Here is a 26,826-nt window from a genome sequence, read left to right as displayed (position 1 = left end):
CAGAGGGGCGCACATCTGAGATGGCGCGCCCCTGAACTGCGGAACATGTCAGGGGTATATGCCGACGGCTGTTCGGTCGTGAATCGTCGCCCGAGCGCGGGATCACGCAGTCGCACGAGGTGTAGCGCCGCCCGACGCGGGCCCGGACGGTCAGCCGAGCTGGGACAGGCCCTCGGTGGCGATCCGCTCGAACACCTTCTCGTCGGCGGCGAAGTCGGAGTCAGGCACCGGCCAGTGCACGACGATCTCGGTGAAGCCGAGCTCGGCATGCGTACCGGCGAAGTCCACGAACGCGTCGAAGGACGACAACGGACGGTCCGGCGTGAACCCGGTGAGCAGTACCTTGTCCAGCTCCGAGACATCCCGGCCCACGGACTCGCAGGCCGCGCCGAGCCTGGAGACCTGTCCGCGGATGGCCGCGACGGACTGCTCCGGGGTGCCGCTCTCGTACAGCTTCGGATCGCCCGTCGTCACCCACGCCTGTCCGTACCGAGCCGCGAGCTTCAGTCCCCGAGGTCCCGTGGCGGCGATCGCGAAGGGCAGCCGGGGGCTCTGTACGCAGCCGGGGATGTTCCGGGCCTCGTTCGCGGAGTAGAGCCGGCCCTCGTGCGTCACCGACGGCTCCCGCAGCAGCCGGTCCAGGAGCGGCACGAACTCCTCGAAGTGGTCGGCGCGCTCCCGCGGCGTCCACGGCTCCTCGCCGCTCCTGCGTAGCGTCGTGGCGTCGAAGCCGTTCCCGCCGGCGCCGATCCCGAGCGTGATCCGTCCGTCGGAGACGTCGTCCAGCGTGATGAGGTCCTTGGCGAGCGTCACCGGGTGCCGGAAGTTGGGCGAGGTGACCAGGGTGCCCAGCCGCAGCCGCGCCGTGGCGGCAGCAGCGGCCGTCAGGGTCGGGACCGCGCCGAACCACGGGCCGTCGCGGAAGGTCCGCCATGCCAGATGGTCGTAGGTGTACGCCGCGTGGAAACCCAGTTCCTCGGCGCGGACCCACAGGGCCCGGCCGCCGTCGTGCCAGCGGCGGATGGGGAGGATCACGGTGCTCAGGCGGAGTGAGGACGTCATGCACCCGACTCTACGGCGGCGCGTGGCGTCCTCCGCGTCGGTACAGCTCTGCGCGGGCGATGGCACGGACGCGAGTCCGGGCGGGGCAGGGGCGGAGCGGGCGCAGGGCGTCCGGACCCGGCGGCGGTCCCGCTCGTCCAGTCACTCGCCCAGCCGCAGGAACTGCGGTGGCACGGAGTCGGTGAGCCACACCCCGTTGGTACTGACGTGAAAGACGTGGCCCTCCCGGTGCATGGCGCCCGCGTCCACGGAGAGGATGACAGGCACCCCGCGCCGGGCGCCGACGCGGGTTGCCGTCTCGCGGTCGGGCGAGAGGTGGACGTGGTGGCGGGCCATGGGACGCAGCCCTTCGGTACGGATCACGTCGAGTGCCCGGCCCACTGTGCCGTGGTAGAGGTACGCCGGTGGCTCGGCCGGTGGCAGCCCGAGGTCGACCGTGACCGTGTGGCCCTGGTTCGCCCGGATGCGGTCGCCGTCCACGGCGAAACGTTGCTTGTCGTTGGCGGCGACGACATGGTCGAGCTCCGCGCGGGTGACGGGGAAGCCGTGTGCGGCGCAGGCCCGCATCAGTTCGTCGACCGGCACCCAGCCGGAGGGGTCGAGGGTGATGCCGATCCGTTCCGGCTGATGCCGCAGGTGTTTCGACAGGTACTTGGACACCTTGACGGTGCGTCGTTCGTCCATCCCGTCAGAGTGCCCGCAGCGTTCGTCCCGGCGCACCCCGATTTCGCTCAGAGTTCGTGACACTCATGGGGGAGCTCAGGTTTGGTCCACAGCCAACTCAAGTTATCCACAGGGTATTTGACGGTTCTGTGGACAAGTAGCGTGGCAATTAGGGCTTTTGTCCAATCTCTCCTGTTCTGACATGAGATGAGGTCAATGCATCCAATGCCCTGGCGTGGACCTCTCGTTCAGCCGCCGCCGCTACGAAGGCGGCGATGCCCTGCGGGCCAACAAGGTCTTGGACCGCCTGCATTGTCGAAGCCGGAATGAGCACCGGTCGCGATCCCGGGCTCTCCGCAGGGACATCGGGTGCGGTGAGGTGATTCTGTAGATGGCGTACTGCCAACCGGCCCATGGCGCGGGCCAGTTCTGCATCCACCACCTGCCGGGCGAGCGGGCGCAGGCGGCGCACCATCGAGGCAGCCTCCGCCGCGTCCGTGTCGGTTCGCCTTCGATGGCCCGCGTAGCGGGCGAAGACGTGTTCGGCGGTGAACTCCAGGAAACGGGACGCGATGTGCTCGACCTGCTGCCGGAGTTCCCCCAGGTGCCCGGAGATTGCGGACAGAGGCACCCCGGCAGCGTGCAACTCCACTGCCACGGACAGCTCTTGAGGACTCGGAACCAGGAACTCGTCGACGCTTTCCGGAGCGGGCTCGAGTACGCCGAGAGCAACCGCGTCCGCCACCGCTTCGGCGAACCCGTCCGCCACCGCACCCTCGACCGACGCGCTGCCCGGCGTCCCGCCGAACCTCGCCTCCAGCTCCGCCCGCGTGATCCGGCCGGCCTCCTCGTCCGACCACGGGCCCTGCACCTCGGCGACCAGACCGAGCACTCCGCCGAGCCCGCGCCCCGTGTCCCAGGCGTCCAGCAGCTCCCTGATGCTGGTCAGGGTGTAGCCACGGTCCAGCAGGCCGGCGATCTGCCTGAGGCGGGTCAGATGTATCTCCCCGTACACATTGGCCCGCCCGCGCCGCTCCGGTGCAGGCAGCAGGCCGCGGTCCTGGTAGGCGCGGATCGTACGGACGGTCGCACCACTTGCCTGCGCCAGGTCCTCGATCCGGTACTCCGGGACTACCGGGCCCCTTTCGGCCGGGTTCGCCGGAGCGTTCCGGCCCTGCGCTCCGGACGGTCGGGGCCCGCTCACAGCGGTGGCTTCAGCCGGGCGATCCCACGCAGCACTCCGGGGCTGATCCGCGAAAGCAGCCGGGAACCGCGGGCCTCGGGCGTCACCGGCACGACGGCCCGGTTGTGCACCACGGCCCCGAGAATCGCGTCGGCGACCTTCTCCGGGGGGTAGTTGCGGAGCGCGTACAGGCGGCTCGTGCGCTTCCGGAGGCGGCTCTCCTCAGCCGCATCCGTCCCGGCGAAGCGAGCCGTCCCGGTGATGCCGGTGTTGACGATGCCCGGGCATATCGCACTGACCCCGATCGACTGCTCGGCCAGCTCCGCACGGAGGCATTCGCTGAGCATCAGCACGGCGGCCTTCGAGGTGCTGTACGCGGGCAGTGCCCTCGACGGCTGGTAGGCGGCTGCCGAGGCGATGTTGACGATATGGCCGCCCTGGCCGCGGGCGGCCATCTGCGTGCCGAAGATCCGGCAGCCGTGGATGACACCCCACAGATTGACGTCGAGGACGTTCCGCCAGTCCTGGCTCGTGGTCTCCAGGAAGGAACCGGACAGTCCGATCCCGGCGTTGTTCACCAGGACGTCGACGACTCCGTACTCCGCCGCGACCTTCTCGGCGAGCTTCTCCATCGCCTGCTCGTCGCCGACGTCCACCACCTCGCTCCAGGCGTCCCGCGCACCGGACCGCAGGGCCTCCTGTGCCGCCCGGGCTGCCCCCTCCGGGTCGCGGTCCACGACCACCACGCGCGCGCCCGCTGCCGCGAACGCCAGAGCGGTGGCGCGGCCGATGCCACCGGCCGCGCCCGTCACCAGGACCAACCGCCCGCTGAACCGGTCCGCGTGTGCCCCGGTCGCCACGGTCTCCGGCACCGGCGCGCCACCCTTGCCTGCCGCTTCGCCTGCGGTGACGAAGTCGCTGATCCAGGCGGCCAGCTGATCCGGCCTCGTACGCGGCACCCAGTGCTTGGCAGGAAGGGACCGACGCACCAATCGGGGTGCCCAGGAGCCGAGTTCGTCGTAGAGCGTCGCCGAGAGGAAGATGTCACCGGTCGGGGTGATCAGCTGGACGGGCACATGGGCGACCGCGTCGGCGCGAGGTCTGCGCAGGCGGGCCCGGACGTTGTCGCGGTAGAGCCAGGCCCCGTGTGACGCGTCCCTCGGAAGCGAGGACGTCGGATAGCCGTCCGCGGGCACCTTCTCCATCCGCCGAAGAATGCGCGGCCACTGCTTGCCGAGCGTCCCGCGCCAGGCGAGCTCGGGCAGGACGGGCGTGTGCAGGGCGTACACGTACCAGGACTTGGCGCCCTGGCCGAGCAGCTGACCGAGGCGGCGTGGCGTGGGGCGGGACACCCGCTGCTTGATCCAGTGCCCGAAGTGGTCCAGGGACGGGCCCGACATCGAGGTGAACGAGGCGATCCGGCCCTTGGTCCGCTCGACCGTGGCGAACTCCCAGGCCTGGACCGAACCCCAGTCGTGGCCGACCACGTGCACCGGCCGGTCCGGGCTCACGGCGTCCACGACGGCCAGGAAGTCATCCGTCAGCTTCTCCAGCGTGAAGCCGCCGCGCAGGGGTCTGGGCGCCGTCGACCGGCCATGTCCCCGCACGTCGTACAGCACGACATGCCAGTGCCCGGCCAGCCGCAGCGCGACCTGCGACCAGACCTCCTTGCTGTCCGGATAGCCGTGCACCAGGACGATGGTCGGCAGCGTCGGGTCGCCCAACTCGGCGACGCACAGCTCGACTCCGCCCGTACGAACCCAGCGCTCGCGCGCGCCTTGCAGATTCACGCAGCCCCCTTGGTCTGTGCGGTGTCGCGGTACGTGCCCGTAACGTGACACCGATGAATGTGACAATCCCCGGCGGCTGCGTCAAGGGGGTGCGCCGAGCCTGTGGACAACGGGATGTGGACAACCCGGTGCGGACGCGGACGCCGTACGGACGGGCACGGTGTGAGGGCGGCACGAGCACGGCGACGGGGCCGTGTGTCCGGGCTTGTGCCGGTGTGCGGCTCCCGGCTCCTCCCTCGTGGGGTCCCCCCTACGGGTCCGTACGCCTGGAGTCGGACGCGGATACCACCGTCAGGTCTGACGACTCCTGTGGTGCGCGCCACTACCTTCGAAGACGTGACTGTGATCGCGACCGAAAGCCTGAGCAAGCGGTTCCCCCGGGTGACCGCTCTTGACCGGCTCTCCTTGGACATCGGGCCGGGCGTAACCGGCCTGGTGGGCGCCAACGGAGCCGGCAAGTCCACATTGATCAAGATCCTGCTGGGTCTGTCCCCCGCCACCGAGGGCCGGGCCGCGGTGCTCGGGCTCGACGTCGCCACCAGTGGCGCCGCGATCCGGGAACGGGTCGGGTACATGCCCGAGCACGACTGCCTGCCCCCTGACGTATCGGCGACCGAGTTCGTCGTACACATGGCGCGGATGTCCGGACTGCCGCCGACGGCAGCGCGCGAGCGCACCGCCGACACGCTGCGCCACGTCGGTCTGTACGAGGAGCGCTACCGCCCCATCGGCGGCTACTCGACCGGTATGAAGCAGCGGGTGAAGCTGGCACAGGCTCTGGTCCACGACCCCCAGCTGGTCCTCCTCGACGAGCCGACCAACGGTCTGGACCCGGTCGGCCGCGACGAGATGCTCGGTCTGATCCGTCGTGTCCACACCGACTTCGGTATCTCGGTGCTGGTCACCTCGCACCTCCTGGGCGAACTCGAGCGCACCTGCGACCACGTCGTCGTCATCGACGGCGGTGCTCTGCTGCGTTCGAGCTCCACCAGCGACTTCACCCAGATCACGACGACCCTGGCGGTCGAAGTCACCGACAGCGACGACCACCCGGACGGCACCGACGCCCTGCGCCGGAGCCTCACCGGAGCCGGGGTCAAGCTCATCGGCCTGGACGGTCTCGACTCGGAGGGGCTGCCCGGCGCGGGCCACATCCTCCTGGTCGAGGCGACGGGCGAGGAGACGTACGACCTGGTCCGCGACAGCGTCGCCGGACTCGGACTCGGTCTCATCCGGATGGAACAGCGGCGGCACCACATCGCCGAGGTCTTCCGCACCGAAGAGGCACCGCAGGCCATGACCGCGACAGCCGGGGCCGTACAGCAGAAGGGGAGCGGTCGCGATGAGCACTGAGACCGGGACCGTGACCGGGAGCGACACCTCCCGGATCCACAACATCGGGTACCGCTCCTACGACGGGGTCCGCCTGGGCCGGGCCTACGCCCGCCGTTCGCTCTACTCCCAGTCCCTGCGAGGCTCGTTCGGGCTGGGTCGCTCCGCGAAGTCCAAGGTGCTGCCGATGCTGCTGTGCGGGGTGATGTGCCTGGTGGCGCTGATCATCGTCGCGGTCGCGATCGCCACGCCGAACATGACGAAACTTCCCATCAAGTACACGGCGTTCGCGATCTACCTGCAGGCGGTGATCGGGCTCTTCATCGCCTCGCAGGCGCCGCAGTCCGTGTCGAGGGACCTTCGTTTCAAGAGCGTTCCGCTGTACTTCTCGCGGCCCATCGAGCGCGTCGACTACGTGGTCGCCAAGTTCGCGGCCATGGCTTCGGCCCTCCTCATCCTCACCGGCCTGCCGCTCGTCATTCTTTATGCGGGCGCGCTGCTCGCGAAGTTCGACTTCGCCGACCAGACCGCGGGGTTCGGGCAGGGGCTGGTCTCGGTGGCGCTGCTGTCCGTGCTGTTCGCCGGGATCGGACTGGTGGTCGCCGCCCTGACGCCGCGCCGCGGGTTCGGTGTCGCCGCTGTGATCGCCGTTCTGACCATCACCTACGGTGCGGTCTCCACGGTCCAGGCGATCGCCTGGTCGACGGACTCCATGGGAGCCATCACCTGGCTCGGTCTCTTCTCCCCGATCACGCTGATCGACGGGGTGCAGACCGCGTACCTCGGTGCCACCACCAACTTCCCCGGCGGAGTGGGCCCGGGTGCCGGTGCCGGGGTGGCCTATCTGATCGTTGTACTCGCGCTCGTCGCCGGCTCGTACGCCGTACTGATGCGCCGCTACCGGAGGGTCGGGCTGTGACCACCATCGAGATCGACCACACGTCGCGCTGGTTCGGGAACGTGGTCGCTGTCAACGACGTGAGCATGACCGTGGGGCCCGGTGTCACCGGGCTGTTGGGCCCCAACGGTGCCGGAAAGTCCACGCTGATCAACATGATGGCGGGATTCCTCGCTCCGTCGACGGGCAAGGTCACGCTCGACGGCAAGACCATCTGGCGCAACGAGGCGGTCTACAAGGCGATCGGGATCGTGCCGGAGCGGGAAGGCATGTACGACTTCCTGACCGGCCGGGAGTTCGTCGTCGCCAACGCGGAGCTGCACGGGCTCGGCGACGCGGAGGCGCGCAAGGCGCTGGCCACGGTCGAGATGGAGTACGCGCAGGACCGCAAGATCTCGACGTACAGCAAGGGCATGCGCCAGCGCGTGAAGATGGCGTCCGCCCTGGTCCACGAGCCCTCGGTGCTGCTCCTCGACGAGCCGTTCAACGGCATGGACCCGCGCCAACGCATGCAACTGATGGAGCTGCTGCGGCGGATGGGGGCGGAGGGGCGCACGGTTCTCTTCTCGTCCCACATCCTCGAGGAGGTCGAGCAGCTCGCCTCGCACATCGAGGTCATCGTGGCGGGGCGGCATGCCGCGTCCGGTGACTTCCGCAAGATCCGCCGGTTGATGACGGACCGGCCGCACCGCTATCTCGTGCGGTCCAGCGACGACCGGGCACTGGCTGCCGCGCTCATCGCCGACCCGTCGACTGCGGGGATCGAGATCGACCTGAGCGAGCAGGCCCTGCGTATCCAGGCCGTCGACTTCGGGCGCTTCACCACGCTGCTGCCGAAGGTGGCACGTGAACAGGGCATCCGGCTGCTGACCGTTTCGCCGTCCGACGAGTCCCTCGAATCGGTCTTTTCCTATCTCGTAGCGGCCTGAGTAGTGGCCTGAAAGGAGCTGTGAAGCGTCATGTACGACCCCACAGTCGCCCGGCTCACCTACCGGGCCCTGCTCGGCCGGCGCCGGGCCGCCATCCTGTTCATCCTGCCCGTTCTGCTCGTGGCCATCGCCGTGGCGGTACGGGCGTTCGCCGGGGCCGATGACGACGTCGCCTCCGGTGTGCTCGGTGGTTTCGCCATCGCCACGATGGTGCCGCTGATCGGCGTCATCGCCGGGACCGGAGCCATCGGACCGGAGATCGACGACGGTTCGATCGTCTATCTGCTGGCCAAGCCGGTGAAGCGGCCCACGATCATCTTCACCAAGCTGATCGTCGCCATCGCGGTGACGATGCTCTTCTCCGCGCTGCCGACCTTCATCGCGGGCATGATCCTCAACGGCAACGGCGGGCAGATCGCCGTGGCGTACACGATCGCGGCGCTGGTCGCCTCGATCGCCTACAGCGCGCTGTTCCTGCTGCTCGGCACGGTCAGCAGGCACGCGGTGGTCTTCGGTCTGGTCTACGCGCTGGTCTGGGAAGCCCTCTTCGGCAGCCTGGTACCGGGGGCCAGGACGCTCAGCGTGCAGCAGTGGTCCCTCTCGGTCGCCGAGAAGGTCGCCGGCGACGGCCTGGTGACCTCGGACGTCGGCCTGCCGCTCGCCACGGTGCTGCTGGCGGGCGTCACGATCGCGGCCACGTGGTACGCGGGGCAGAAGCTGCGGGCGCTGAAGCTCGCCGGCGAGGAGTGAGACCGCTTCCACCCGCCTGGTATGCCATGCAACCCCCGTCCGATGGGCGGGGGTTGTGCTGTGAGCGGGCAGTGGAACGCGTAACTGTACGGTTATCGGCTCGTTGACCTGGATGCGTGGAGGCAACTGGGATCTGTGGCGTCGAGCTTTCGTGAATCAGGGGAATGCCGGCACGGGTGGGGCTGTGTCCCGCTGTACCGGTCATCGAGTGAGTGGCAACCGTGAGCGTCCTCCGCCCTCGCAGCCCGGGGACAGGGCCGTCCCTCGCCGTTTCCGCGCACGAAAGGCATGCCCATGCCCACGGAAGTAGCCCTGCTCGAATCGCACGCCTTGCGTGTGGAGCGGATGGGGCGCGTCGACGCCCTCGACAAGGTCAAGAGCCTTGTCATGCTCCCTGACGGGATTCACGTCCGCACAGATGACGTGGCTCGTTACTTCGAAGTATCCACAGAAGTCATCAAGAAGGTGACGCAACGCCATCGCGCTGAGGTGGAGGAGAACGGACTCAGGCTCCTCCGGGGTTCTGAGCTGCGCATCTTCCATAGGGACATGGTGTCCCTATGGGGCGGCGAGGGGAGTGGAAGTTATCCACAGGCGGCTACGCAGCTCACGTTGTACACCCGCAGGACCGTGCTCAACGTCGCCATGCTTCTTCGCGACAGCGACATCGCCCGCTGCGTCCGGACCTATCTGCTCGACGCCGAGGAGGATCTCCGGGCGTCCATCGCCTCGCTCGACCAGCGGGTCACCCGTGTCGAGGGCTGCCTCGTCGGCGTCGGCAGCGCGCTTCAGGAGCTCGGTCCTGTACTGAGCAGGATGTCGCACCGGCTCGATGTCCTCGACCGGAAGCTGGACGTCACCCACCAGGTCGTCGGGGCCATCAGCCTCCGGCTCACCGACGTCTCCCAGGACATCGTCCGGCTGGACGCCCGCATGGACGACTTCGCCCGGCACCTCAAGGACCTGAGCCGCAGCAGGCACAGCTGACATCCGGCCCGGGGAGGCCGGCCGCCGGGGGCCGGAGAAAAGGAGTGGCCCCCGGCGGCCGCCCTCGGGCACAGTGAGGGGGACGGCGCACGCGAACAGGGCGCCCATGAAGACCGGGAGAGGAGCGCGGCGATGACCGAGAGTCCGAGTCCGTCGAGTTCCCAGCGGGGTGGTCCGCAGCCGGTACCGCAGTAGCTGACGCATCAGCTGCGCGTGAACCGCTGGGCAGGGCCCCCGGGGTGGCTTTCCCTGCGCATCGCGCGGCCACCCTCCCGGAGGATTGGCCGAGTGGTAAGGCAGCGGCTTGCTAAGCCGTCGTCGGGGGCGTGCCCCCGCGCGCGTTCGATCCGCGCATCCTCCGCCACCATGAGCAGCAGCAGCAGAACCGGACCCGCCGCAGGAACCCCCGCCGCAGGAACCCCTACACGCGCGTGGCCGTCCTGAGCAGCTCCTCGAGCACCACCGCGATGCCGTCGTGCTCGTTCGACGCCGTGATCTCGTGCGCCACTGCCTTGAGGTCGTCGTGCGCGTTGGCCATGGCCACACCGTGCTGTGCCCAGCCGAACATGGGGATGTCGTTCGGCATGTCACCGAAGGCCAGCGTGTCCGCGGCCTTCAGCCCCAGCCGGCGGGCGGCCAGCGAGAGCCCGGTCGCCTTGCTGAGGCCGAGAGGAAGGATCTCCACGACACCCGGGCCCGCCATGACGACGTCCACCAGGCTGCCGACGGCGCTGCGCGCGGCCTTGGCCAGGGCGTCGTCACTGAGCTCCGGGTGCTGGATGTAGACCTTGTTCAGGGGGGCGGTCCACATCTCGGCGGCGTCGTCCACGAACAGGGCGGGGAGCGGCCCTTCCTGCACCCGGTAGCCGGGCCCGACCAGCACCTCGCCGTCGAGGCCGTCACGGCTCGCCGCCAGCGCGAGCGGGCCGACCTCCGCCTCGATCTTCGACAGGGCGAGACCCGCGAGCTGCCGGTCCAGGGTCAGGGAGGTCAGCAGCTTGTGCTCGCCCGCGTGGTAGACCTGCGCGCCCTGGCCGCACACCGCGAGGCCTTCGTAGCCCAGGTCGTCCAGGATGTGCCGGGTCCAGGGGACCGCGCGTCCGGTGACGATGATGTGCGCCGCGCCGGCCGCGGTAGCCGCGGCCAGCGCCTCGCGTGTGCGCTCGGAGACCGTGTCGTCGTCACGCAGCAGCGTGCCGTCGAGATCGGTGGCGACGAGCTTGTAGGGGAAGCTCACTTGGAGACCGGCTCCAGAACCTCGCGCCCGCCCAGATACGGACGGAGCACCTCCGGGACCCGTACGGAACCGTCGGCCAGCTGGTGGTTCTCCAGGATGGCCACGATCGTGCGCGGTACGGCGCAGAGCGTGCCGTTCAGAGTGGCCAGCGGCTGGACCTTCTTTCCGTCGCGCATGCGGACGGAGAGGCGCCGGGCCTGGAAGCCGTTGCAGTTCGACGCGGAGGTCAGCTCCCGGTACTTGCCCTGGGTCGGGATCCAGGCCTCGCAGTCGAACTTCCGGGAGGCCGAAGCACCCAGGTCGCCGGTGGCGACGTCGATCACCTGGAAGGGCAGCTCGAGGCCGGTGAGCCACTGCTTCTCCCAGTCCAGGAGCCTGCGGTGCTCGGCTTCGGCGTCCTCGGGGTCGACGTACGAGAACATCTCGACCTTGTCGAACTGGTGGACGCGGAAGATGCCCCGGGTGTCCTTGCCGTACGTACCGGCCTCACGGCGGAAGCAGGGCGAGAAGCCCGCGTACCGCAGGGGCAGCTTGTCGGCGTCGATGATCTCGTCCATGTGGTACGCCGCGAGAGGGACCTCGGAGGTGCCGACCAGGTAGTAGTCGTCCTTCTCCAGGTGGTACACGTTCTCCGCGGCCTGGCCGAGGAAGCCGGTGCCCTCCATCGCGCGCGGCCGGACCAGCGCGGGGGTCAGCATCGGGATGAAGCCGGCCGCGGTCGCCTGTGCGATCGCCGCGTTGACCAGGGCGAGTTCGAGCAGGGCGCCGACCCCGGTCAGGTAGTAGAAGCGCGAGCCCGAGACCTTGGCGCCGCGCTCCATGTCGATGGCCCCGAGCGACTCGCCGAGCTCCAGGTGGTCCTTGGGCTCGAAGCCCTCCGCACCGAAGTCACGGATCGTGCCGTGCGTCTCCAGGACGACGAAGTCCTCTTCGCCGCCCACCGGCACGTCCTCGTGGACGATGTTGCCGAGCAGGAGCAGCAGCCGCTTGGCCTCGGCGTCGGCCTCGTCCTGCGCGGCGTCGGCCGCCCTGACTTCGGCCTTCAGCTGATCGGCCTTCTTGAGGAGTTCGGTGCGCTCCTCGGGTGTTGCCTTGGGGATCAGCTTCCCGAGCGACTTCTGCTCGGAACGGAGTTCGTCGAAGCGGACGCCGGACGACCTGCGCAGCTCGTCGGCGGAGAGCAGGGCGTCGACGAGGGCGACGTCCTCTCCACGGGCGCGCTGGGAGGCGCGAACACGGTCGGGGTCCTCACGGAGCAGGCGAAGGTCAATCACCCCCCAAGGCTACCGGTGTGGGGATCCGCAGCTCGACCGATATCGACGAGTGTGTCAGTTTGACCGAATTGCCTGGATTGGTAATCCTGGCGGAGAATCATCGGGACTGTGGCGGGCATTCGACGGGGAAACGCGGAGCGGGCCACGAGGGGCGGTCGTCAATGTCGTCGATGTCGCCAATGTCGCCAACAAAGGGGCCGGATTGCTCCGAAAGTGGAGCAAGTGCCTTCGTGTCCCGGCGCATCGGCGGTGCTTCGGGCGGGAGTTGACGGGGTGTGGGTCCGGGTCTTGTCCACAGGTGTGCGCGGGCTCATTTAGTTATCCACAGGCTGTGAAGAAGATCTGTGGACATCGGAAGAGATCGTTCCGAATGCCGCATGAGGGTGGATGGATTCCTTCCGAAACCTGGTTCGCGCACTCATTCGGGTGGGAATTGATTGCTCTGGGGAGTTGATCAATGGAATTGGGCCGACAGGTGCGGGGCTGGGGGCCTGCGGGGGATCCGGGCTCACTGGGGTGATTTGTCGACCATGTCGTGTTGCACTGTCGACTTGTCCCCAGGTTGCCGAGATGCCTGTGGATAACTTTGCGCCGGGCATGAGATCCGAAATCGGACCGGTCGGCCACGTGCGGCGGGTCCATCCCCGCCCCCTGTTCCCGCCCTGCGGCTCCTGCCCTGTCCTCGCTGGTCGGGCATGGCCGTCCTTGGTCGGTCAGGCCCGGCCGTCCTGGCTGCGTGCGAGCCAGTCCGAAGCCTCGGTGAAGTCCCTGTCGGACGTCCCGGGCCGCAGGGCGCGCACGTCCTCGGGCGTCACTCCGGCTCGTGGATACGAACCCAGGAACCGCACCTTCGGGCAGATCCGCTTCAGCCCCATCAGGGCCTCCCCGACCCGGCGGTCCGCGATGTGGCCTTCCGCGTCCACGGCGAAGCAGTAGTTCCCGATGCCCTCCCCCGTCGGCCGTGACTGGATCAGCATGAGGTTGACGCCTCGCACGGCGAACTCCTGGAGCAGTTCGAGCAGGGCGCCCGGGTGGTCGTCGCCGAGCCAGATGACGACCGACGTCTTGTCCGCACCGGTCGGTGCCGACGGCCTGGCGGGCCGGCCCACCAGGACGAAGCGCGTCTGCGCGTTCTCCGCGTCGTGGATCTCCGTGACCAGTGGCTCCAGCCCGTAGGTCGACGCGGCGAACTCACCGGCGAAGGCGGCGTCGTAACGCCCCTCCTGGACCAGTCGGGCACCGTCCGCGTTCGAGGCGGCGGACTCCCACACCGCGTTCGGCAGATGGGCCGCCATCCAGTTGCGCACCTGCGGCTGCGCGGCCGGGTGAGCGGTGACGGTCTTGATGTCCGACAGCTTGGTCCCGGGGCGCACCAGCAGCGCGAAGGTGATGGAGAGCAGCACCTCGCGGTAGATCATCAGCGGTGCGCCGCTGGTCAGCTCGTCCAGCGTCGCGGTGATCCCGCCCTCGACGGAGTTCTCGATGGGGACGAGTGCCGCCGCCGCTTCCCCGTTGCGTACCGCGTCCAGTGCCGCCGGTACGGAGAGCATGGGGGCGAGCTCACGGGTGGCGGATTCCGGAAGGGTACGGAGGGCGACCTCGGTGAAGGTGCCTTCGGGGCCGAGATAGGCGTAGCGCGTGGCTGACATACGGTCACCCTAATGGGCCGTACGGGAGGGTCCGAGCGAACTCACCCTTCCAGCAGACGCTGCCCCACGTACTCGCCGGGCGCGGTACCGCCCGGAACGGCGAAGACGCCGCTGGCCTCGTGCCGGATGAACGGTGAGAGCGCGTCCCCGCGGTCGAGTTTGCGCTGTACCGGAACGAAGCCCCTGAACGGATCGGCCTGCCAGCAGACGAAGAGCAGCCCGGCGTCCGGAGTGCCGTCCGCGGAGATGCCGTCGTGGTACGAGAACGGGCGTCGCAGCATCGCGGCGCCGCCGTTCTTCTCGGGGGAGGAGATCCGGGCGTGGGCGTTGGCGGGAATCAGCAGCCTGCCGTCCCGGCCTGCCTTCTCCAGGTCCATCTCGGTGGTCTCCGAGCCGCCGCTCAGAGGTGCGCCGTCCGCCTTGCGCCGCCCGATGACCCGTTCCTGCCGGTCGACCGTGAGCTTTTCCCAGTCATCCAGGAGCATTCTGATCCGCCGTACGACCGCGTAGGAGCCGTCCGCCATCCATTCGTGGGCAGACGCGGAGGAAGACGAGCCGTCCGATGTGCCCGAGGTGCCCGGGGCGTCTGCCGACGGGACGAAGATCCGCCGGTCGTAGTCGCTCTCCTCCGGCTTCGGGTTGCCTGTCCCGTCGATCTGGCCCATCAGGTTTCGGGCGGTCATCGGCCGGGCGGTTGCTCCCGGAGTGCGGTTGAAGCCGTTCATCTGCCAGCGCACCCGGGCCGTGGTGCCGGCCTCCTTCTGAAGGGCGCGCAGCGCGTGGAAGGCGACGAGCGCGTCATCGGCGCCGATCTGCACCCAGAGGTCACCGTTGGACCGCTTGGCGTCGAGGTGGTCGGAGGAGAACGGCGGCAGGGGGTCCAGTGCGGCGGGCCGGCGGGCGATCAGGTCCGTGCGTTCGAAGAAGGTGCGGCCGAATCCGAAGGTGACCGTAAGAGAGGACGGTCCGGCGTCCAGGGCGACCCCCGTGTCGTGGCCGGTGCCGCCCCCGGCCGGCTTGCCGGCCATCAGCAGCTGCGCCACGGCCGACCACCGGCGCATCAGGGCGGCGGCTTCCTTGCGGCCCGTGCCGGGCGCCAGATCGAAGGCGATCAGATGTCCGCGGGACTGAAGCGGAGTGGTGATCCCCGGTTGATGTTTCCCGTGAAACATCGCCTCGGTCGAACCGAGGGCGGTCAGCGGGGCCGGTTCGTCGTCGCTCGTCGCCGCATATCCGCCGGCGCCTCCGGCCGTGCCCAGCACCAGGCCGGTGGCCCCGGCTGCTCCGGCGCTGCCGATCAGTCGCCGACGGGAGATGCCGACGCCATCGGTGATACCGCCGGGTTCGCCCTTCTTGCTCTTGTTCCTGCTCACTCTGCTCAGCCGATCTTCACGTTCTTGTCGACGGTCGTCTGGTCGATGTCCGACGTGCGCACGGTCACCGTGACCTTCCAGTCGCCCGCCATCGGGATCTGCACACCGCCGGCCGTCCAGTGTCCTGTGGTGAGGCGGTCGGGGACGACCGGCAGAGGGCCGATGTCCTTGGACTCCAGAGTGAAGGCGAGCTTCACCTCGGGGACATCCATCGGGCGGTCGCCCGGCCCGTCGACCCAGATGTGCACGTTGTTGGCGCCGGTCCCGCCGGGGGTGACGTCCAGCCGTACGGTCCCCTTGCCGTTCCGGCCGCCCGTGTCGAACGGCAGGCTCAGGTTGACCTGCCCGCCGGTCAGAGGCGCGGCCACCGCCGATCTGCTGCGGGCGGCCTCCTCCTCGGTGCGTCCGGGCTCGGTGGATGTCAGGATCGTCGTGACCGCGAGCAGCACCACGGCGATGCCCGTCTCCACCATGACCGAGCGGCGCAGTCCGGATCGGTCCGGATCGGCGTCCCGGGCGCGCTTCTCCTTCGTCGCAGTCAGAGCGGCGCGCTGCCTGGTGAGTTGGACGGCGCGCTCGGGGTCCACCTCTCCGGTGCCCCCGGCCGCGGGACGTTCCGCCTCGCCGTCGGCTACGGAACTCCCCGCCTCGGCCGCGGGCTCCTCGTCTCCGGCCCGCGCCTCGTCCCCGGCCAGCCGCCCGGTCCACCGCCGTGAGATCCACGCGACGCCGACGAGAACGGCAACCAGGGCCACCTTGATGAGCAGCAGCTGCCCGTACCGGGTGTCGGTCAGCGCGGACCACGAACCCAGCTGCCGCCAGGACTGGTACAGCCCGGTCACGGTGAGTACGAGCACGCTGCCGAAGGCCATGCGGGAGAACCGCCGCACCGCGCGGCTCGTGATGTCCGGTGTCCTGTACAGGGCGACCAGCAGCGCGGCGAGCCCGCCGAGCCAGGCGGCGACGGCGAGGAGGTGCAGGACGTCGACCGGCATGGCGATGCCTGGCTGGATGCCGGTCGAGGCGTGTTCGGCCAGGGCCCACGTCCCTGCGATCCCGGCCGCGATGACCGCTCCGCCGATGACGAGTCCGAAGGTGAGGTCCTGCTTCTCCTTCTCGTCCTCGCGCTTGGCGTACGCCCCGAACAGGACCGCGATGAAGAGCGCGGAGGCGCCGAGGAGGAGCAGCCGGGAGACGAGCGCCGCCCCCGGTTTGGTGTCGAGCACGGACTGCAGACCGTCGAGGTCGAAGGCGTCCGCCAGCTTCCCGGAGCCGGTGTAGGGGCTGCGCAGGAGCAGCATGGCGAGGGTGGCCGCGGTGAGTGTGACCCAGCCGCGTACGACGAGACGCTGCAGCGGCCGGGCGCCCGCCCCGCGCTGCCAGCAGGCGAGCACGAAGGCGGAGCCGCCGGCGAGGAGGATGAATCCGGCGTAGGCGGCGTAGCGCGCGATTCCGTAGAGCGTCCCGACGAGGCCGCCACCGGCTTCGTCGGAGGGCAGGGCGACCGTGGTCTGCGACGGGGCGCCGACGGAGAAGGTGAAGGCACCGGAGACCGGGTGGCTGTCCGCGGAGACGGCTTGCCAGGCCACGGTGTAGGTGCCGTCGGGCAGGCCGCCGTGGAGGTTGATGCCGTACTGCACGGTTCCGTTCCGCAGCTCGCGGGGGCTTCCGGTGTCGACCCGCTTCCCGCTCGGGTCGAGGACCCGGATCGAGCCCTCACCCATGGCGATCTGCTCGGAGAAGGTGAGCGTGACCTCCTTGGGGGCGGTGGCGACCACCGACCCGTCCTGCGGGTTGCTCCCGGTGAGGGCGGCGTGCGCGGACGCGGGACTCGCGCCTGCCAGCGCCAGGCCGAACAGCAGGCTGATCAGCGCGGCGAGGAGCGCGACCGCGGCGAGCGGCCGTCGTATCGGGGAGAGCCCGAAGGGCGGGGCGGTGGCTGTCATGGGGTGTCAGTACCTCACTGCTTCTTCGGGTTGTAGGTGGTCTCCTTCACGGGAACGTCGACCGTGATGGGGTCGGCCGTCTCGAAGTGCAGTTCCAGGGAGACCGTTTCGCCCTGCTTCGGCCGCTGCTTGAGGTCCGTGAACATGATGTGGCTGCCACCGCGTTCGAGGTCGAGCTCGCCACCGGCGGGAACCTCGAACGAGGAGGCCATCCGCATGGCCCGCTTCTTCGTCTCGTGGATGGTGACGTGGTCCGAGAGGGAGCTGCTCACCGAGGTGAGCCGGTCGGTACCGCCGTTGTTCTTCACGATGAGGAAGCCGGCCGCCATGTCGCCGACGGGCTGCGGCATGAAGGCACCGGTCACCTCGAGTTCTGGCTTGCTCTCCGAGGAGCACCCCGTCAGTGCGAGCCCCGTGGTGAGGGCGAGGGCACCGGCCAGAGCCGTGCGGCGGGTCACGGCTTCTCCCCCCTGATGATCTCGGGGAGGTCCTCGGTGTAGTCGTCGGCCGTGGTGTCCTCGCCGTACAGCACGTACCCCTTGTCGGTCTTCGGGGAGAACGCGATGACCTGGGCACCGTGCATCGACACGACGGTGCCGTCCTTCTCCTTCTTCGGCGGGTCGATGCCGATGCCGATCTGCCGTGCTCCCGCCTGGATGGTCGGGAAGTCGCCGGTGAGACCGGTGAAGGCGGGGTCCTGGGCCCTGAGCCAGCTGCCCAGGGACGCCGGGGTGTCCCGTTCGGGATCCGTGGTGACGAAGACGACCTGGAGCTTGTCCCGGTCGGCCTCGGGCAGGGCCCGCTTGGCGAGTGCGATGTTGCTCATGGTCAGCGGGCATACGTCGGGGCAGTTGGTGTAGCCGAAGTAGATGAGTGTCGGCTTGCCCTTGGTCTGCTCACGGAGGTCGTACGACTTGCCGCGCGTGTCGGTGAGGACGAGGTCGGGCTTGGTGAACGGCTGGTCGAGCACCGTCGCAGCCTTCGTCTCGGACTCGACGGAGACGTCGGCGACGGACTTGTCCGCCGACGCGTCGCCACTGCCGCAGGCCGAGAGGGTCAGTGCGGCCACGGCGGCGAACGCCGCGGCCGGCACTGTCTTCTTGTTGCGCATGGAGAGCTGTTTCCTGGTCTGTGGTGCGGGTGGGGCCGGTGGGTCAGGCGCTACGGCGACGGCCCGCGAGCACGCCGAACGCCACGCCCGCGATGCCGATGACGATGCCGGCGATGCCCAGAACGCGTGCGGTGCTGTCGGAGGACGAGGAGGTCGAGGACGAGGACGCGGTCTTCGATGACGCGGTGGTGTCCTTGGACTTCGCGGCGCCCGCGTCGCTGCTCTTGTCGTCCGCGGCGGCACCGTGGGCGTCGGCCGAGGCAGCGGTCAGCTTGAGGACGGGCGCCGGGCTCTCGGGCTCGTCGCCACCCGCGGTGGGCTCCTCGATCCAGCGGACGACTTCCTTGTTGCTGTACGTCTGCAGGGCCTTGAAGACCAGCTGGTCGGCGTCCTCGGGGAGCTGTCCGACCGAGAGCGGGAACTGCTGGAAGTAGCCGGGCGCGATCCCGGTGCCGTCGGCGGTCCAGGTGACCTTGGAGACGGCCTCGTTGATCTTCTTGCCATGTACGTCGAGCGGCTTGGCCAGCTTGCTCTTGGTGATCTCGATCTTCCAGCCGGGCAGGGCCTGCGCGCTGACGGAGGCCAGCGGGTGGTCGGCCGGGAAGTTCACCTCGAGCTTGGTGGTGGAGGCGTTGGCGCGCTCGTTGGGGACCTTGAAGTTGATGGTGGCGTAGCCGCCCTTGGCGGCTTCGCCCTGCGGCTGCACGCTGACGTGCGCGGAGGCGGTACCGGCGAGCAGCAGGACGGTGGACGCGGCGACGCCGCCCGCGACGGCGATGCGTGAAACGTTCATGGCAGAGATCACTCCACAGGCACAAGGGAAAAGGTGGTCCGGCACGCGGGTGCGCGACGGCATCGCGACAGCTCTCCCCCGGTCACGGGATTCGGGATTCGGGATCCGGGGCCGGGCGAGGAGTCGCGTCAGGCTGCGCGTACGTATACGGGTGGAGGCCCGCGCCTGATCACCATGTGCTGCAGAGGATCCCCGGTCGCGGGCGCCGGAGCGTCCACGGCGGTACGGGGAAGGAGCGGCCCGGTCGTGGGGCGCCCCGGAAGTCCCGCACGCAGTGTGCGTACGAGGGCCATGGCTGCCCGCAGTGCCCGCAGCCTGGTTCCGGCCGCCAGCTGCCGGCCGCCGAACGCCGAGAGCCTTGCCAGCCGGAAGAGCGCGACCTCGCCGCGCCGCAGGAGCCAACCGGTGGCGAGTGCGGCGAGGAGGTGCCCGAGGAACATGGGCAGACTCGGCAGGAGGCCCGGCACCAGGGCGCCCGCGCCGGCCGCGGAAGCGGCGTCCGTGGCCGCAGCCCCGCCGGATGCGAGGTGGGTGTGTCCGTGCGTCACGGTCGCGGGGTCGATGCCCGCAGTGGTGACGATGCGGTGGGCCTCACCGGCGCTCAGCTGTGCCGGCCCGGCACCGCAGACCAGCCCGGCGGCGAACCGGATCAATGAGTCGTCCCCGGACGCCGTCGCGGGGCCGGGCACATGGCGGCCCAGTCCGAAGAGGACGTGCAGGGCGATCTGTCCGGTCGCGAGGGCGGCGGTGATCGACGGGAGTGACCGCTCGCGCCCGGCGAGCAGTGCCGCGGCGGCGAAGACTACGAGGAATCCGGCGAGGAGTGTCCACCCGGGCACGGCCGTACCGGCGGCCAGCGTGTGTCCTGCCGCGGCCAGCACGACGCAGACCGCGGTGAACACCGCGGTCCTCAGAAGCCGCAGACCGGCTCCGGCGCGTGCGACAGGCATAGACATGGCCGGGACATCATCGCACTGCGCCCCCTGCTCCCGTACGGCAGGTCCGGAAGGTCGGCAACTGTCCGCATCGCGGGTGAACGGGGAGTGTTGCACCTGTTCAGGAGCGCTCATCGGCGTCCCCGGTGCCGGGCATACACCGGTATACGGAACATTCGCATCCGCCGAATGAGCGCTGTCACAGCCGATCCGTGCTTACGAAGTGCTCTGCGCGGCAATACGTATCGGTATGTCGAGCCGCAGCCAGGAGGCTGGAGCATGAGCATGTGGTGGTCACTCCATCTGCGGCGCGAAGCTGCGAGCGTTCCGCTCGCCCGTCGTTTTCTGCTCGGCACCATGGAGACCGCGGGGGTGGACCCGGACATCTCCTACGACCTGTCGGTCGCGCTCAGCGAAGCCTGTGCGAACGCCGTGGAACACGGCGGCGACCTGGCAGACGCCGACGACTTCGCCGGCCTCGGTCCCACCGGTGACGAGCAGCCCGGACGTGGTTCCGGCCAGTACCGGGTCACCGCCTATCTGGACGGCGAGAAATGCCGTATCGAAGTCGCCGACTCGGGGCCCGGTTTCCCCGCCCGGCGCACGCTTCGCACCGCCGCGCAGCAGTCCGCCGGGTCTCCGCCGGATCCGCAGCCGTCCGCAGGGCATCCCCCGGCGGGTCACCCGTCGCCCGCGCGCTCCACAGACGGGTACCCGGCGGGAACGCAGTCCGTCATGGCGGAGAGCGGCCGGGGACTCGGCCTGATCGAGGAGCTCGCCGATCACGTCCACTTCGGCAACCGCCCGGGGCGTGGTGCGGTCGTGAGCTTCGACAAGATTCTCAAATGGCGGGAGGGCGCGCTGCTCATGGTGTCCTGAGCAGCGCGCCCTCCCGGCCCACGGGGTGCGGCCCCGCGCCCCGTCCGTGTCAGCCCTTGAGCCGGCCCATCCACGCCTCGACCTCGTCGGCCCGGCGCGGCAGCTTGTCGGACAGATTCCGGTTGCCGTCCTCGGTGACGAGGATGTCGTCCTCGATCCGGACGCCGATGCCCCGGTACTCCTCGGGCACGGTCAGGTCGTCGGCCTGGAAGTACAGTCCGGGCTCGACCGTGAGGCACACGCCGGGCTCCAGGGTGCCGTTGACGTACGACTCGGTGCGCGCGGCGGCGCAGTCGTGGACGTCCATGCCGAGCATGTGGCCGGTGCCGTGCAGGGTCCAGCGGCGCTGCAGGCCCAGCTCCAGGACCTTCTCCACGGTCAGGTCGCCCAGCAGGCCCCACTCGACGAGCTTCTCGGCGAGGACGCGCTGCGCGGCGTCGTGGAAGTCGCGGAAGGCGGCGCCGGGCTTGACGGCCGCGATGCCCGCTTCCTGGGCCTCGTACACGGCGTCGTAGATCTTGCGCTGCAGCGGGGTGAACGTGCCGTTGATCGGCAGCGTCCGTGTCACGTCCGCGGTGTAGAGCTCGTTGGTCTCCACGCCGGCGTCCAGGAGCAGCAGCTCACCGGAGCGGACCGCTCCGTCGTTGCGGACCCAGTGCAGCGTGGTGGCGTGCGGGCCGGCGGCGCAGATCGAGCCGTAGCCGATGTCGTTGCCCTCGACCCGGGCACGGAGGAAGAAGGTGCCCTCGATGTAGCGCTCACTGGTCGCCTCGGCCTTGTCGAGGACCTTCACGACGTCCTCGAAACCGCGGGCCGTGGCGTCGCAGGCCTTCTGCAGCTCGGAGACCTCGAAGGCGTCCTTGACCAGACGGGCCTCGGAGAGGAAGACACGCAGCTCTTCGTCGCGTTCGGCGGTGACCTTGTCGGTCAGGGCGCTTTCGATGCCCGCGTCGTGGCCGCGGACGTTGCGCACCGGACCGGTGGCCTCGGCCAGCGCGGCCGGGAGCTCACGGACGTCCTTCGCGGGGATGCCCAGCAGCTGCTCGGCCTCGGCGAGGGAGTGGCGGCGGCCGACCCAGAGCTCGCCCTGGCCGTCGAGCCAGAACTCCCCGTTCTCGCGGTTGGAGCGGGGCAGCAGGTAGACCGTCGCGTCGTGCCCGGCCGTGTCGCCGGAGCCGGTCGGCTCGAGCACCAGGACGCCGTCCTGGTTCCGGTCGCCGGTGAGGTAGGCGTACTCGGTGGAGGGACGGAACGCGTACTCGGTGTCGTTGGAGCGGGTCTTCAGGTTGCCCGCGGGAATGACGAGCCGCTCGCCGGGGAAGCGCGCGGAGAGCGCGGCGCGGCGGGCGGCGGTGTGCTCGGCCTGGGCGATCGGCTCGAGGCCGTGGAGCTCGGTGTCGGCCCAGCCGGACTTCATGCTTTCGGCGAGCTCATCGGAAATGCCCGGGTACAGGCCGTTCTTCCGCTGCTTGATCGGCTCTGCTTCGGTGGCTTCCGGGGTCTCCGGGGTGAGCTCCTCAGACACGATTTGTCTCTCCTTATACGACACTGGACCCCATCCATCGTACGGGCGTACGGAAGGGGGCCCAGGGCCGGAAGACCTCTTACCGGTCCGGTGCGGCCGTCAGTCGAAGTGCGCGGCCAGCAGGACCACGTCCTCGGTGCCGTCGCTCCGGTCCAGGCCGTCGGGCAGGACGGTCCGCAGAACATGGTCGGCGACGGCTCCCGGGTCGTGACGCAGCGCCTTCGGTACGCCGGCGGCCGCCGCGTGCAGTCGTGCGAACGCCCGGTCCATGGGATCGCCGGTGCGGCGCAGCAGCCCGTCGGTGTAGAGCAGCACGGTCTCGCCGGGGGCGGGGGTGAACTCCACGCTCGGCGCCTCCCAGCAGGCCAGCATGCCCAGGGGGGCGGAGAGTGTCGTCTCCACGAACTCGGTGCGCCGGTCGCCGATGACGAGCGGCGGGGTGTGTCCGGCCCCGGCGAGCAGGATCGTGCGGCGCTCGGGTTCGCAGTAGGCGTAGAGCGCGGTGGCGGCGCACGCCGGTTCGGTCAGCCGCAGCAGGAGTTCGAGGTCGGAGAGTACGGCGACGGGGTCCTCGCCCTCCATGACGGCGTAGGCCCGCAGACCGGCGCGGAGCCTGCCCATCGCGGCCAGGGCGCTGGGACCGGAACCGCTGACCGAGCCGACGGCCAGGCCGAGCGCGTTGTCCGGCAGGGGGAGTGCGTCGTACCAGTCGCCGCCGCCCTTCGGGGCGGTCCGGTGGCGGGCGGCCAGCTGTACCCCGGGTACCCGGGGCAGCCTGGTGGGGAGCAGTTCCTCGGCGATGATCGCGGCGTCCGCTCTGGCGCGTTCCAGTTCCAGGAGGCGGGCGAGGTGCTCTGTGGCGTAGCGGGCGTACAGGCCGACGAGGTGGCACTGGCGTTCCAGTGGTTCGGCGGGCTCGTCGTACAGCCAGACGGCCACGCCGAGCCGGCCGGAGGTCCGGGTGGCGAGCGGGAGGGTGTAGCTGGCGGCGTACCCGAGCGTGGCGGCGACTTCGCGGCAGCGGGGGTCGATGCTGTCGTCGCCGAGGATGTCGGGGCTGGCCAGGGGGGTGTCGGTGTCCGGGAGGCCGTCGAGGAAGCGGCCGTAGGAGGTGGCGCTGCGCGGCACGGTCTCGATGGTTCCGAGTTCGGCGTGGGCGAGTCCGAGGCCGATGGTGACGGACGGGCCGCCGCCGTCGGCCGGTTCGAGGACCAGGAGTCCGCGGCGGGCTCCTACCAGAGCCGCTCCGGCGCCCAGCAATTCGTGGAGGGCGGTGTCGAGGGTGCTGGTTCCCGCCAGCCGCTCGGTGAGTTCGTGCAACGTCGTGAGGTCGGAGACCCAGCCCGCCAGCCGGTCCTGGATGAACGCTCCCGGTGCGGCGGGTACAGCCTTGAGGGGTGCTGCAGTGTGCGTTGAAACAGGAACCATGGGATCGATTCCAGCCACTTTCGGAAGATGTGGGGCGCTCATGGCCGTCGGCTTTCCGACTGGTGTTTTTGGTCAAATAGCATCGCAAACCCCCATGTCATTCTGCGCCGCTATCAATGCATCCACATGTACACGTACAAGTAAGGTGATGTCCAGTATTGTCCTTGCGATATTTGTGGTGTCCAAGGGTCTGTTAAGTTGGCCAAAAAATGCACCCCCGTGCAGCTATTTGCGGTCGACTGGGTGTGCTCGACAGGGGGCGCCCTCGGGGTGAAGTGCCGGAGGGAGCGTCATTCCGGGCATGCTGGGTACGTAACCGTTGATGGCCAGGGGCAGTTGTGATCGCCCCGGAACCCGACAGCGCGCCCGGACGTCCTCACCCGTGACGGCCGCACCCCCGCCCGCGAGTGGCGGGGTTTGCACAAGGGACGGCAAGCGCGACGCGCACGCCGCCCGCGCGATGTATTGACTGGACTCGGCTCGGTTCCACACGGTTCGACTCGGCTCAGCTCCATTCTGTTCGGTTCCACTCTGCTCGGCTCGGCTCACGCTCGGCGCGGACTGCCCGGTCCGTACCGCAGCCCGGTGGGCATGCACGCACAGCGAAGAGACGCACACGTGGTGTAACGAACACGTGGTGTGATGTGGACCTCGGCGTTCAACGGAAAGGAACGAGCGCTCATGCGCGAGATCCTCGGAAGGCGACGCAGGCACCGGCCCCGGCGCAAGGCAAGTCCCGCCCAGCTCGACGCGGCGCTGACCTGTGCCACCGCTTGGAAATGGCCCGTCCTCCCCGGAGCGGGGCTGGCGACGGCAGGTGTGCGCGGCGAGCGCGGCCGCGGGTGTGCCTGCCCCGATCCCGAGTGCGCCGTGCCTGGCGCACATCCCTTCGACCCCGGTCTCCTCGCCGCGACCACCGACGCGCGCATGGTGCGCTGGTGGTGGACCAACCGGCCGGCCGCTCCCGTCGTGCTGGCCACCGGTGGCCAGGCGCCCTGCGCGCTGAGCCTGCCGGCCGTGGCGGGTGCCCGGGCGCTGACCGCGCTCGACGCCATGGGGCTGAGACTCGGCCCGGTGGTGGCGACGCCGACCCGCTGGTCGCTGCTGGTCGCTCCGTACACGCTGGAACGGCTCGGAGAGCTGCTGCACGCCAAGGACTGGGTGCCCAGCTCCCTGAGGTTCCACGGTGAGGGCGGCTACCTCATCCTTCCTCCGTCCGAGGTGGGTACGGGGCAGGTGCGCTGGGAACGGGCACCGCTGGCCGGCCCTGCCGCGCCGTGGCTCCCGGACGTGGAATCGGTCCTGGACGCACTCGTCGAGGCGAGCAACAGCGCTCCCGACGGCGGCAGTCGGCTCGCGTACTGACCAACCGGTGTCGGCTGCGGGTAACCGATGAACGACGGGCGGCTCACTCGTAAGGGTGTGAGTCCGCCCGTGTTCTGCGCGGACAACCGGACGGGCCCGCACGGGACGAGCTCAATTCGTCCCCGAAATCCCCGGCCCGAATCGATGGAATCCCGTGCCGGGCGCAAAATGCGCTGATGGCAGACTTTCTGATGACCTTTCCGCAGAGGATCACGGAAACGGTGCGGCGATGGAAGTCCGGGCGGAAGTCGAGGGGGGCACATGCTCGTGCTGAGCCCTCGCCCATGCGCACGACGCCTCTGTGGTGCCGGACATCTGTCCGAAAGCAAACACTCCGTCATCACCCGTAGCCCTGAAGGAAGACGGCGCGCGCCGGTGTTCCCGGACCTTCGGTGTGCGTATCGGAACCCCTCCGCGTGCAACGGCCGAGGCGTGTAACCGGCGGCGGAGGGAGTGCGCGGAGGGGGCGCTGACATCGGACGCGGCCAGAGTGCCGTGGCAGGGCCGATCCGCCGGTGCTCCGGCGTGCGCCCGGCACGTGCCCTATCCGGAAACGCGGACGCCCGGCCGCTGGCGACGGGGGATGCACCAGCGACCGGGCTTCCAGAACGGTAACAAGAGATCTGCTGTGAGCAAATTCGATCTCGCCTATTCGGACAGCGATTTACTTACGAGTACGGCGAGTTGTGACCGGGGTCACCGAACCGTCCGCGGCGCCGTCACTGTCAGCTGAGCGTCACCTGGCGGTTGGTGAGCCCACCACGTGCCCGCCGCTCCTCACCCGTGAGCGGGGCGTCCGACGCGAGAGCCTCGGCGAGCTGCTCCGCGAACTTCGCCGCGGGCTTCTCGCACTCCTCGGCGCCCATCGCGGAGGGCAGGTCCCAGACCGGGACCATCAGCCCGTGCGCCCGGAACGAGCCGACCAGCCTCGTTCCCTCGCCGAGCGAGGACGCACCCGCCGCGTGCAGTCGCGCGAGCGCGTCCAGGAGCTGCTCCTCCGGATGCGGCATGACCCAGCGCAGGTGGTTCTTCTCCGGCGTCTCGCACCAGTACGCGGCGTCCACTCCTGAGAGCAGCGTGGTCGGGATCGCCGCGGCGTTGGCGCGCTCCAGGGATGCCGACACCTCGGGGGTGGCGTTCTCCGCGTCCGGGACCCAGAACTCGAACCCCGAGTGCACAACCGGCTCGAACGGGGCGCTCGGGTCGAGGACGTCCTGCAGCCGAGGACCGTCGGCGGACACACGGCGGGCGGCGACCGGCGTACCGGGCTCCGCCTCCAGCGCCCGCTGCAGGGTGTCGGCGAGGTCGCGGCTGAGGTCGCCGGATGAGGTGTCGTTCTGCAGGGCGAGCAGGACGGAACCGTCGTCACGGCGCAGAGCCGGCCACGCCATCGGCAGTACGGTCGCGAGCGTCACGGACGGTACGCCCTCGGGCAGACCGCCCTTCAGCGCCAGCTCGACCGTAGCGGCGGGCACCAGTTCGCGCAGGGCGATCCAGTCGCACTCTCCGGAAAGTCCCTCGAAGGGGCGCTGGACCAGCTCGGTCACGGCCTGGGCGGCGGCGCGTCCGTGACACGCCTTGTAGCGGCGGCCCGAACCGCAGGGGCAGGGCTCACGGGCCCCGACGACCGGGATCTCACCATCCTTGAGCTGCTGCTTCCCGGCCTTGGACTGAGGGCGCTTCTTGGCCATGGTGGGCGTTCTCCCGATCGTGACGG

At 69.7% G+C, this 26,826-nt stretch carries 23 protein-coding genes and 1 tRNA gene; 8 read left to right on the top strand and 16 right to left on the bottom strand.

The features are described 5' to 3' along the window. Positions 1 to 150: 150 nt before the first annotated feature. The 4 genes from OG844_RS26560 to OG844_RS26545 all read right to left on the bottom strand — a co-directional run bounded on the left by OG844_RS26560 (position 151) and on the right by OG844_RS26545 (position 4,698). Positions 151 to 1,062, bottom strand: coding sequence for an LLM class flavin-dependent oxidoreductase (locus tag OG844_RS26560; protein ID WP_406393620.1), 912 nt, complete (start codon positions 1,060 to 1,062; stop codon positions 151 to 153). Positions 1,063 to 1,203: 141 nt separating this feature from the next. Beyond that, a complete protein-coding gene (locus tag OG844_RS26555) occupies positions 1,204 to 1,746 on the bottom strand; it encodes an RNA 2'-phosphotransferase (RefSeq protein WP_406393618.1) in 543 nt (180 codons plus the stop codon). Positions 1,747 to 1,894: 148 nt separating this feature from the next. Further along, on the bottom strand, positions 1,895 to 2,929 hold the full coding sequence (locus tag OG844_RS26550) for a MerR family transcriptional regulator (protein WP_406393616.1): 1,035 nt from the start codon (positions 2,927 to 2,929) through the stop codon (positions 1,895 to 1,897). Next, on the bottom strand, positions 2,926 to 4,698 hold the full coding sequence (locus OG844_RS26545) for an SDR family oxidoreductase (RefSeq protein WP_406393614.1): 1,773 nt from the start codon (positions 4,696 to 4,698) through the stop codon (positions 2,926 to 2,928). The genes OG844_RS26550 and OG844_RS26545 overlap by 4 nt, the downstream gene beginning before the upstream one ends. 342 nt (positions 4,699 to 5,040) lie before the next feature. Between OG844_RS26545 and OG844_RS26540 the strand changes: the two genes are divergently transcribed. The 6 genes from OG844_RS26540 (at position 5,041) to OG844_RS26515 (ending at position 9,958) form a co-directional block, all read left to right on the top strand. Continuing rightward, complete coding sequence (locus OG844_RS26540) at positions 5,041 to 6,051, top strand: ABC transporter ATP-binding protein (protein ID WP_406396267.1); 1,011 nt, start codon at positions 5,041 to 5,043, stop codon at positions 6,049 to 6,051. After that, positions 6,041 to 6,949 (top strand): ABC transporter permease, encoded by a 909-nt coding sequence (locus tag OG844_RS26535; RefSeq protein WP_406393613.1) that lies wholly within the window; start codon positions 6,041 to 6,043, stop codon positions 6,947 to 6,949. Before OG844_RS26540 ends, OG844_RS26535 begins: the two co-directional genes overlap by 11 nt. Then, positions 6,946 to 7,857: an ABC transporter ATP-binding protein gene (locus tag OG844_RS26530; RefSeq protein ID WP_329208994.1), complete on the top strand. Its 912-nt coding sequence runs from the start codon at positions 6,946 to 6,948 to the stop codon at positions 7,855 to 7,857. The genes OG844_RS26535 and OG844_RS26530 overlap by 4 nt, the downstream gene beginning before the upstream one ends. A gap of 30 nt (positions 7,858 to 7,887) precedes the next feature. Beyond that, on the top strand, positions 7,888 to 8,607 hold the full coding sequence (locus tag OG844_RS26525) for an ABC transporter permease (protein WP_406393611.1): 720 nt from the start codon (positions 7,888 to 7,890) through the stop codon (positions 8,605 to 8,607). A gap of 294 nt (positions 8,608 to 8,901) precedes the next feature. Next, entirely contained in the window at positions 8,902 to 9,594 is a 693-nt protein-coding gene (locus tag OG844_RS26520; protein ID WP_406393609.1) for a hypothetical protein, read from the top strand. Positions 9,595 to 9,868: 274 nt separating this feature from the next. Continuing rightward, positions 9,869 to 9,958, top strand: a tRNA-Ser gene (locus OG844_RS26515). A gap of 57 nt (positions 9,959 to 10,015) precedes the next feature. Here OG844_RS26515 and OG844_RS26510 read toward each other — a convergent pair. The 9 genes from OG844_RS26510 to OG844_RS26470 form a co-directional block, all read right to left on the bottom strand. Then, positions 10,016 to 10,831 (bottom strand): HAD family hydrolase, encoded by an 816-nt coding sequence (locus OG844_RS26510; RefSeq protein ID WP_406393607.1) that lies wholly within the window; start codon positions 10,829 to 10,831, stop codon positions 10,016 to 10,018. Continuing rightward, a complete protein-coding gene (gene serS / locus OG844_RS26505) occupies positions 10,828 to 12,105 on the bottom strand; it encodes a serine--tRNA ligase (RefSeq protein ID WP_406393606.1) in 1,278 nt (425 codons plus the stop codon). Before serS ends, OG844_RS26510 begins: the two co-directional genes overlap by 4 nt. Before the next feature lie 713 nt (positions 12,106 to 12,818). Next, positions 12,819 to 13,754, bottom strand: a complete 936-nt coding sequence (pheA, locus tag OG844_RS26500; RefSeq protein WP_406393605.1) for a prephenate dehydratase — start codon at positions 13,752 to 13,754, stop codon at positions 12,819 to 12,821. Positions 13,755 to 13,795: 41 nt separating this feature from the next. Continuing rightward, positions 13,796 to 15,127 (bottom strand): iron uptake transporter deferrochelatase/peroxidase subunit, encoded by a 1,332-nt coding sequence (gene efeB / locus OG844_RS26495; RefSeq protein WP_406393603.1) that lies wholly within the window; start codon positions 15,125 to 15,127, stop codon positions 13,796 to 13,798. A 5-nt stretch (positions 15,128 to 15,132) separates the two neighbouring features. Next, entirely contained in the window at positions 15,133 to 17,073 is a 1,941-nt protein-coding gene (locus tag OG844_RS26490; protein ID WP_406393601.1) for a copper resistance CopC/CopD family protein, read from the bottom strand. Between the two features lie 14 nt (positions 17,074 to 17,087). Further along, on the bottom strand, positions 17,088 to 17,531 hold the full coding sequence (locus tag OG844_RS26485) for a copper chaperone PCu(A)C (protein WP_406393599.1): 444 nt from the start codon (positions 17,529 to 17,531) through the stop codon (positions 17,088 to 17,090). Next, on the bottom strand, positions 17,528 to 18,184 hold the full coding sequence (locus tag OG844_RS26480) for an SCO family protein (protein WP_406393597.1): 657 nt from the start codon (positions 18,182 to 18,184) through the stop codon (positions 17,528 to 17,530). The genes OG844_RS26485 and OG844_RS26480 overlap by 4 nt, the downstream gene beginning before the upstream one ends. Before the next feature lie 43 nt (positions 18,185 to 18,227). Next, positions 18,228 to 18,977, bottom strand: coding sequence for a YcnI family protein (locus OG844_RS26475; protein WP_406393596.1), 750 nt, complete (start codon positions 18,975 to 18,977; stop codon positions 18,228 to 18,230). A 128-nt stretch (positions 18,978 to 19,105) separates the two neighbouring features. Further along, positions 19,106 to 19,933, bottom strand: a complete 828-nt coding sequence (locus OG844_RS26470; protein ID WP_406393594.1) for a hypothetical protein — start codon at positions 19,931 to 19,933, stop codon at positions 19,106 to 19,108. Between the two features lie 258 nt (positions 19,934 to 20,191). Here OG844_RS26470 and OG844_RS26465 point away from each other — a divergent pair, with 258 nt between their 5' ends. Beyond that, the gene (locus OG844_RS26465) at positions 20,192 to 20,791 is read left to right on the top strand and encodes an ATP-binding protein (RefSeq protein WP_406393592.1); all 600 of its coding nucleotides are present in this window, start codon (positions 20,192 to 20,194) and stop codon (positions 20,789 to 20,791) included. 49 nt (positions 20,792 to 20,840) lie between these two features. Here OG844_RS26465 and OG844_RS26460 read toward each other — a convergent pair whose 3' ends face one another. Further along, on the bottom strand, positions 20,841 to 22,316 hold the full coding sequence (locus tag OG844_RS26460; protein WP_406393590.1) for an aminopeptidase P family protein: 1,476 nt from the start codon (positions 22,314 to 22,316) through the stop codon (positions 20,841 to 20,843). 99 nt (positions 22,317 to 22,415) lie between these two features. Next, on the bottom strand, positions 22,416 to 23,786 hold the full coding sequence (locus OG844_RS26455) for a PP2C family protein-serine/threonine phosphatase (RefSeq protein ID WP_406393588.1): 1,371 nt from the start codon (positions 23,784 to 23,786) through the stop codon (positions 22,416 to 22,418). A gap of 639 nt (positions 23,787 to 24,425) precedes the next feature. Between OG844_RS26455 and OG844_RS26450 the strand changes: the two genes are divergently transcribed. Next, positions 24,426 to 25,109, top strand: a complete 684-nt coding sequence (locus OG844_RS26450; RefSeq protein ID WP_351173103.1) for a bifunctional DNA primase/polymerase — start codon at positions 24,426 to 24,428, stop codon at positions 25,107 to 25,109. A gap of 725 nt (positions 25,110 to 25,834) precedes the next feature. Here OG844_RS26450 and OG844_RS26445 read toward each other — a convergent pair. Then, positions 25,835 to 26,800: a DUF5926 family protein gene (locus OG844_RS26445; RefSeq protein WP_406393586.1), complete on the bottom strand. Its 966-nt coding sequence runs from the start codon at positions 26,798 to 26,800 to the stop codon at positions 25,835 to 25,837. Between the last annotated feature and the right edge of the window lie 26 nt (positions 26,801 to 26,826).

This window comes from Streptomyces sp. NBC_00887, from assembly GCF_045207585.1.
This window is presented reverse-complemented; position numbering and strand designations above follow the sequence as displayed.

Bases quoted from the DNA above. Each gene is read 5' to 3' on its own strand.
- OG844_RS26560 (WP_406393620.1), bottom strand. From the start codon at position 1,062: ATGACGTCCTCACTCCGCCTGAGCACCGTGATCCTCCCCATCCGCCGC.
- OG844_RS26555 (WP_406393618.1), bottom strand. From the start codon at position 1,746: ATGGACGAACGACGCACCGTCAAGGTGTCCAAGTACCTGTCGAAACAC.
- OG844_RS26535 (WP_406393613.1), top strand. From the start codon at position 6,041: ATGAGCACTGAGACCGGGACCGTGACCGGGAGCGACACCTCCCGGATC.
- OG844_RS26525 (WP_406393611.1), top strand. From the start codon at position 7,888: ATGTACGACCCCACAGTCGCCCGGCTCACCTACCGGGCCCTGCTCGGC.
- OG844_RS26520 (WP_406393609.1), top strand. From the start codon at position 8,902: ATGCCCACGGAAGTAGCCCTGCTCGAATCGCACGCCTTGCGTGTGGAG.
- pheA (WP_406393605.1), bottom strand. From the start codon at position 13,754: ATGTCAGCCACGCGCTACGCCTATCTCGGCCCCGAAGGCACCTTCACC.
- OG844_RS26490 (WP_406393601.1), bottom strand. From the start codon at position 17,073: ATGACAGCCACCGCCCCGCCCTTCGGGCTCTCCCCGATACGACGGCCG.
- OG844_RS26480 (WP_406393597.1), bottom strand. From the start codon at position 18,184: ATGCGCAACAAGAAGACAGTGCCGGCCGCGGCGTTCGCCGCCGTGGCC.
- OG844_RS26475 (WP_406393596.1), bottom strand. From the start codon at position 18,977: ATGAACGTTTCACGCATCGCCGTCGCGGGCGGCGTCGCCGCGTCCACC.
- OG844_RS26470 (WP_406393594.1), bottom strand. From the start codon at position 19,933: ATGTCTATGCCTGTCGCACGCGCCGGAGCCGGTCTGCGGCTTCTGAGG.
- OG844_RS26465 (WP_406393592.1), top strand. From the start codon at position 20,192: ATGAGCATGTGGTGGTCACTCCATCTGCGGCGCGAAGCTGCGAGCGTT.
- OG844_RS26455 (WP_406393588.1), bottom strand. From the start codon at position 23,786: ATGAGCGCCCCACATCTTCCGAAAGTGGCTGGAATCGATCCCATGGTT.
- OG844_RS26450 (WP_351173103.1), top strand. From the start codon at position 24,426: ATGCGCGAGATCCTCGGAAGGCGACGCAGGCACCGGCCCCGGCGCAAG.
- OG844_RS26445 (WP_406393586.1), bottom strand. From the start codon at position 26,800: ATGGCCAAGAAGCGCCCTCAGTCCAAGGCCGGGAAGCAGCAGCTCAAG.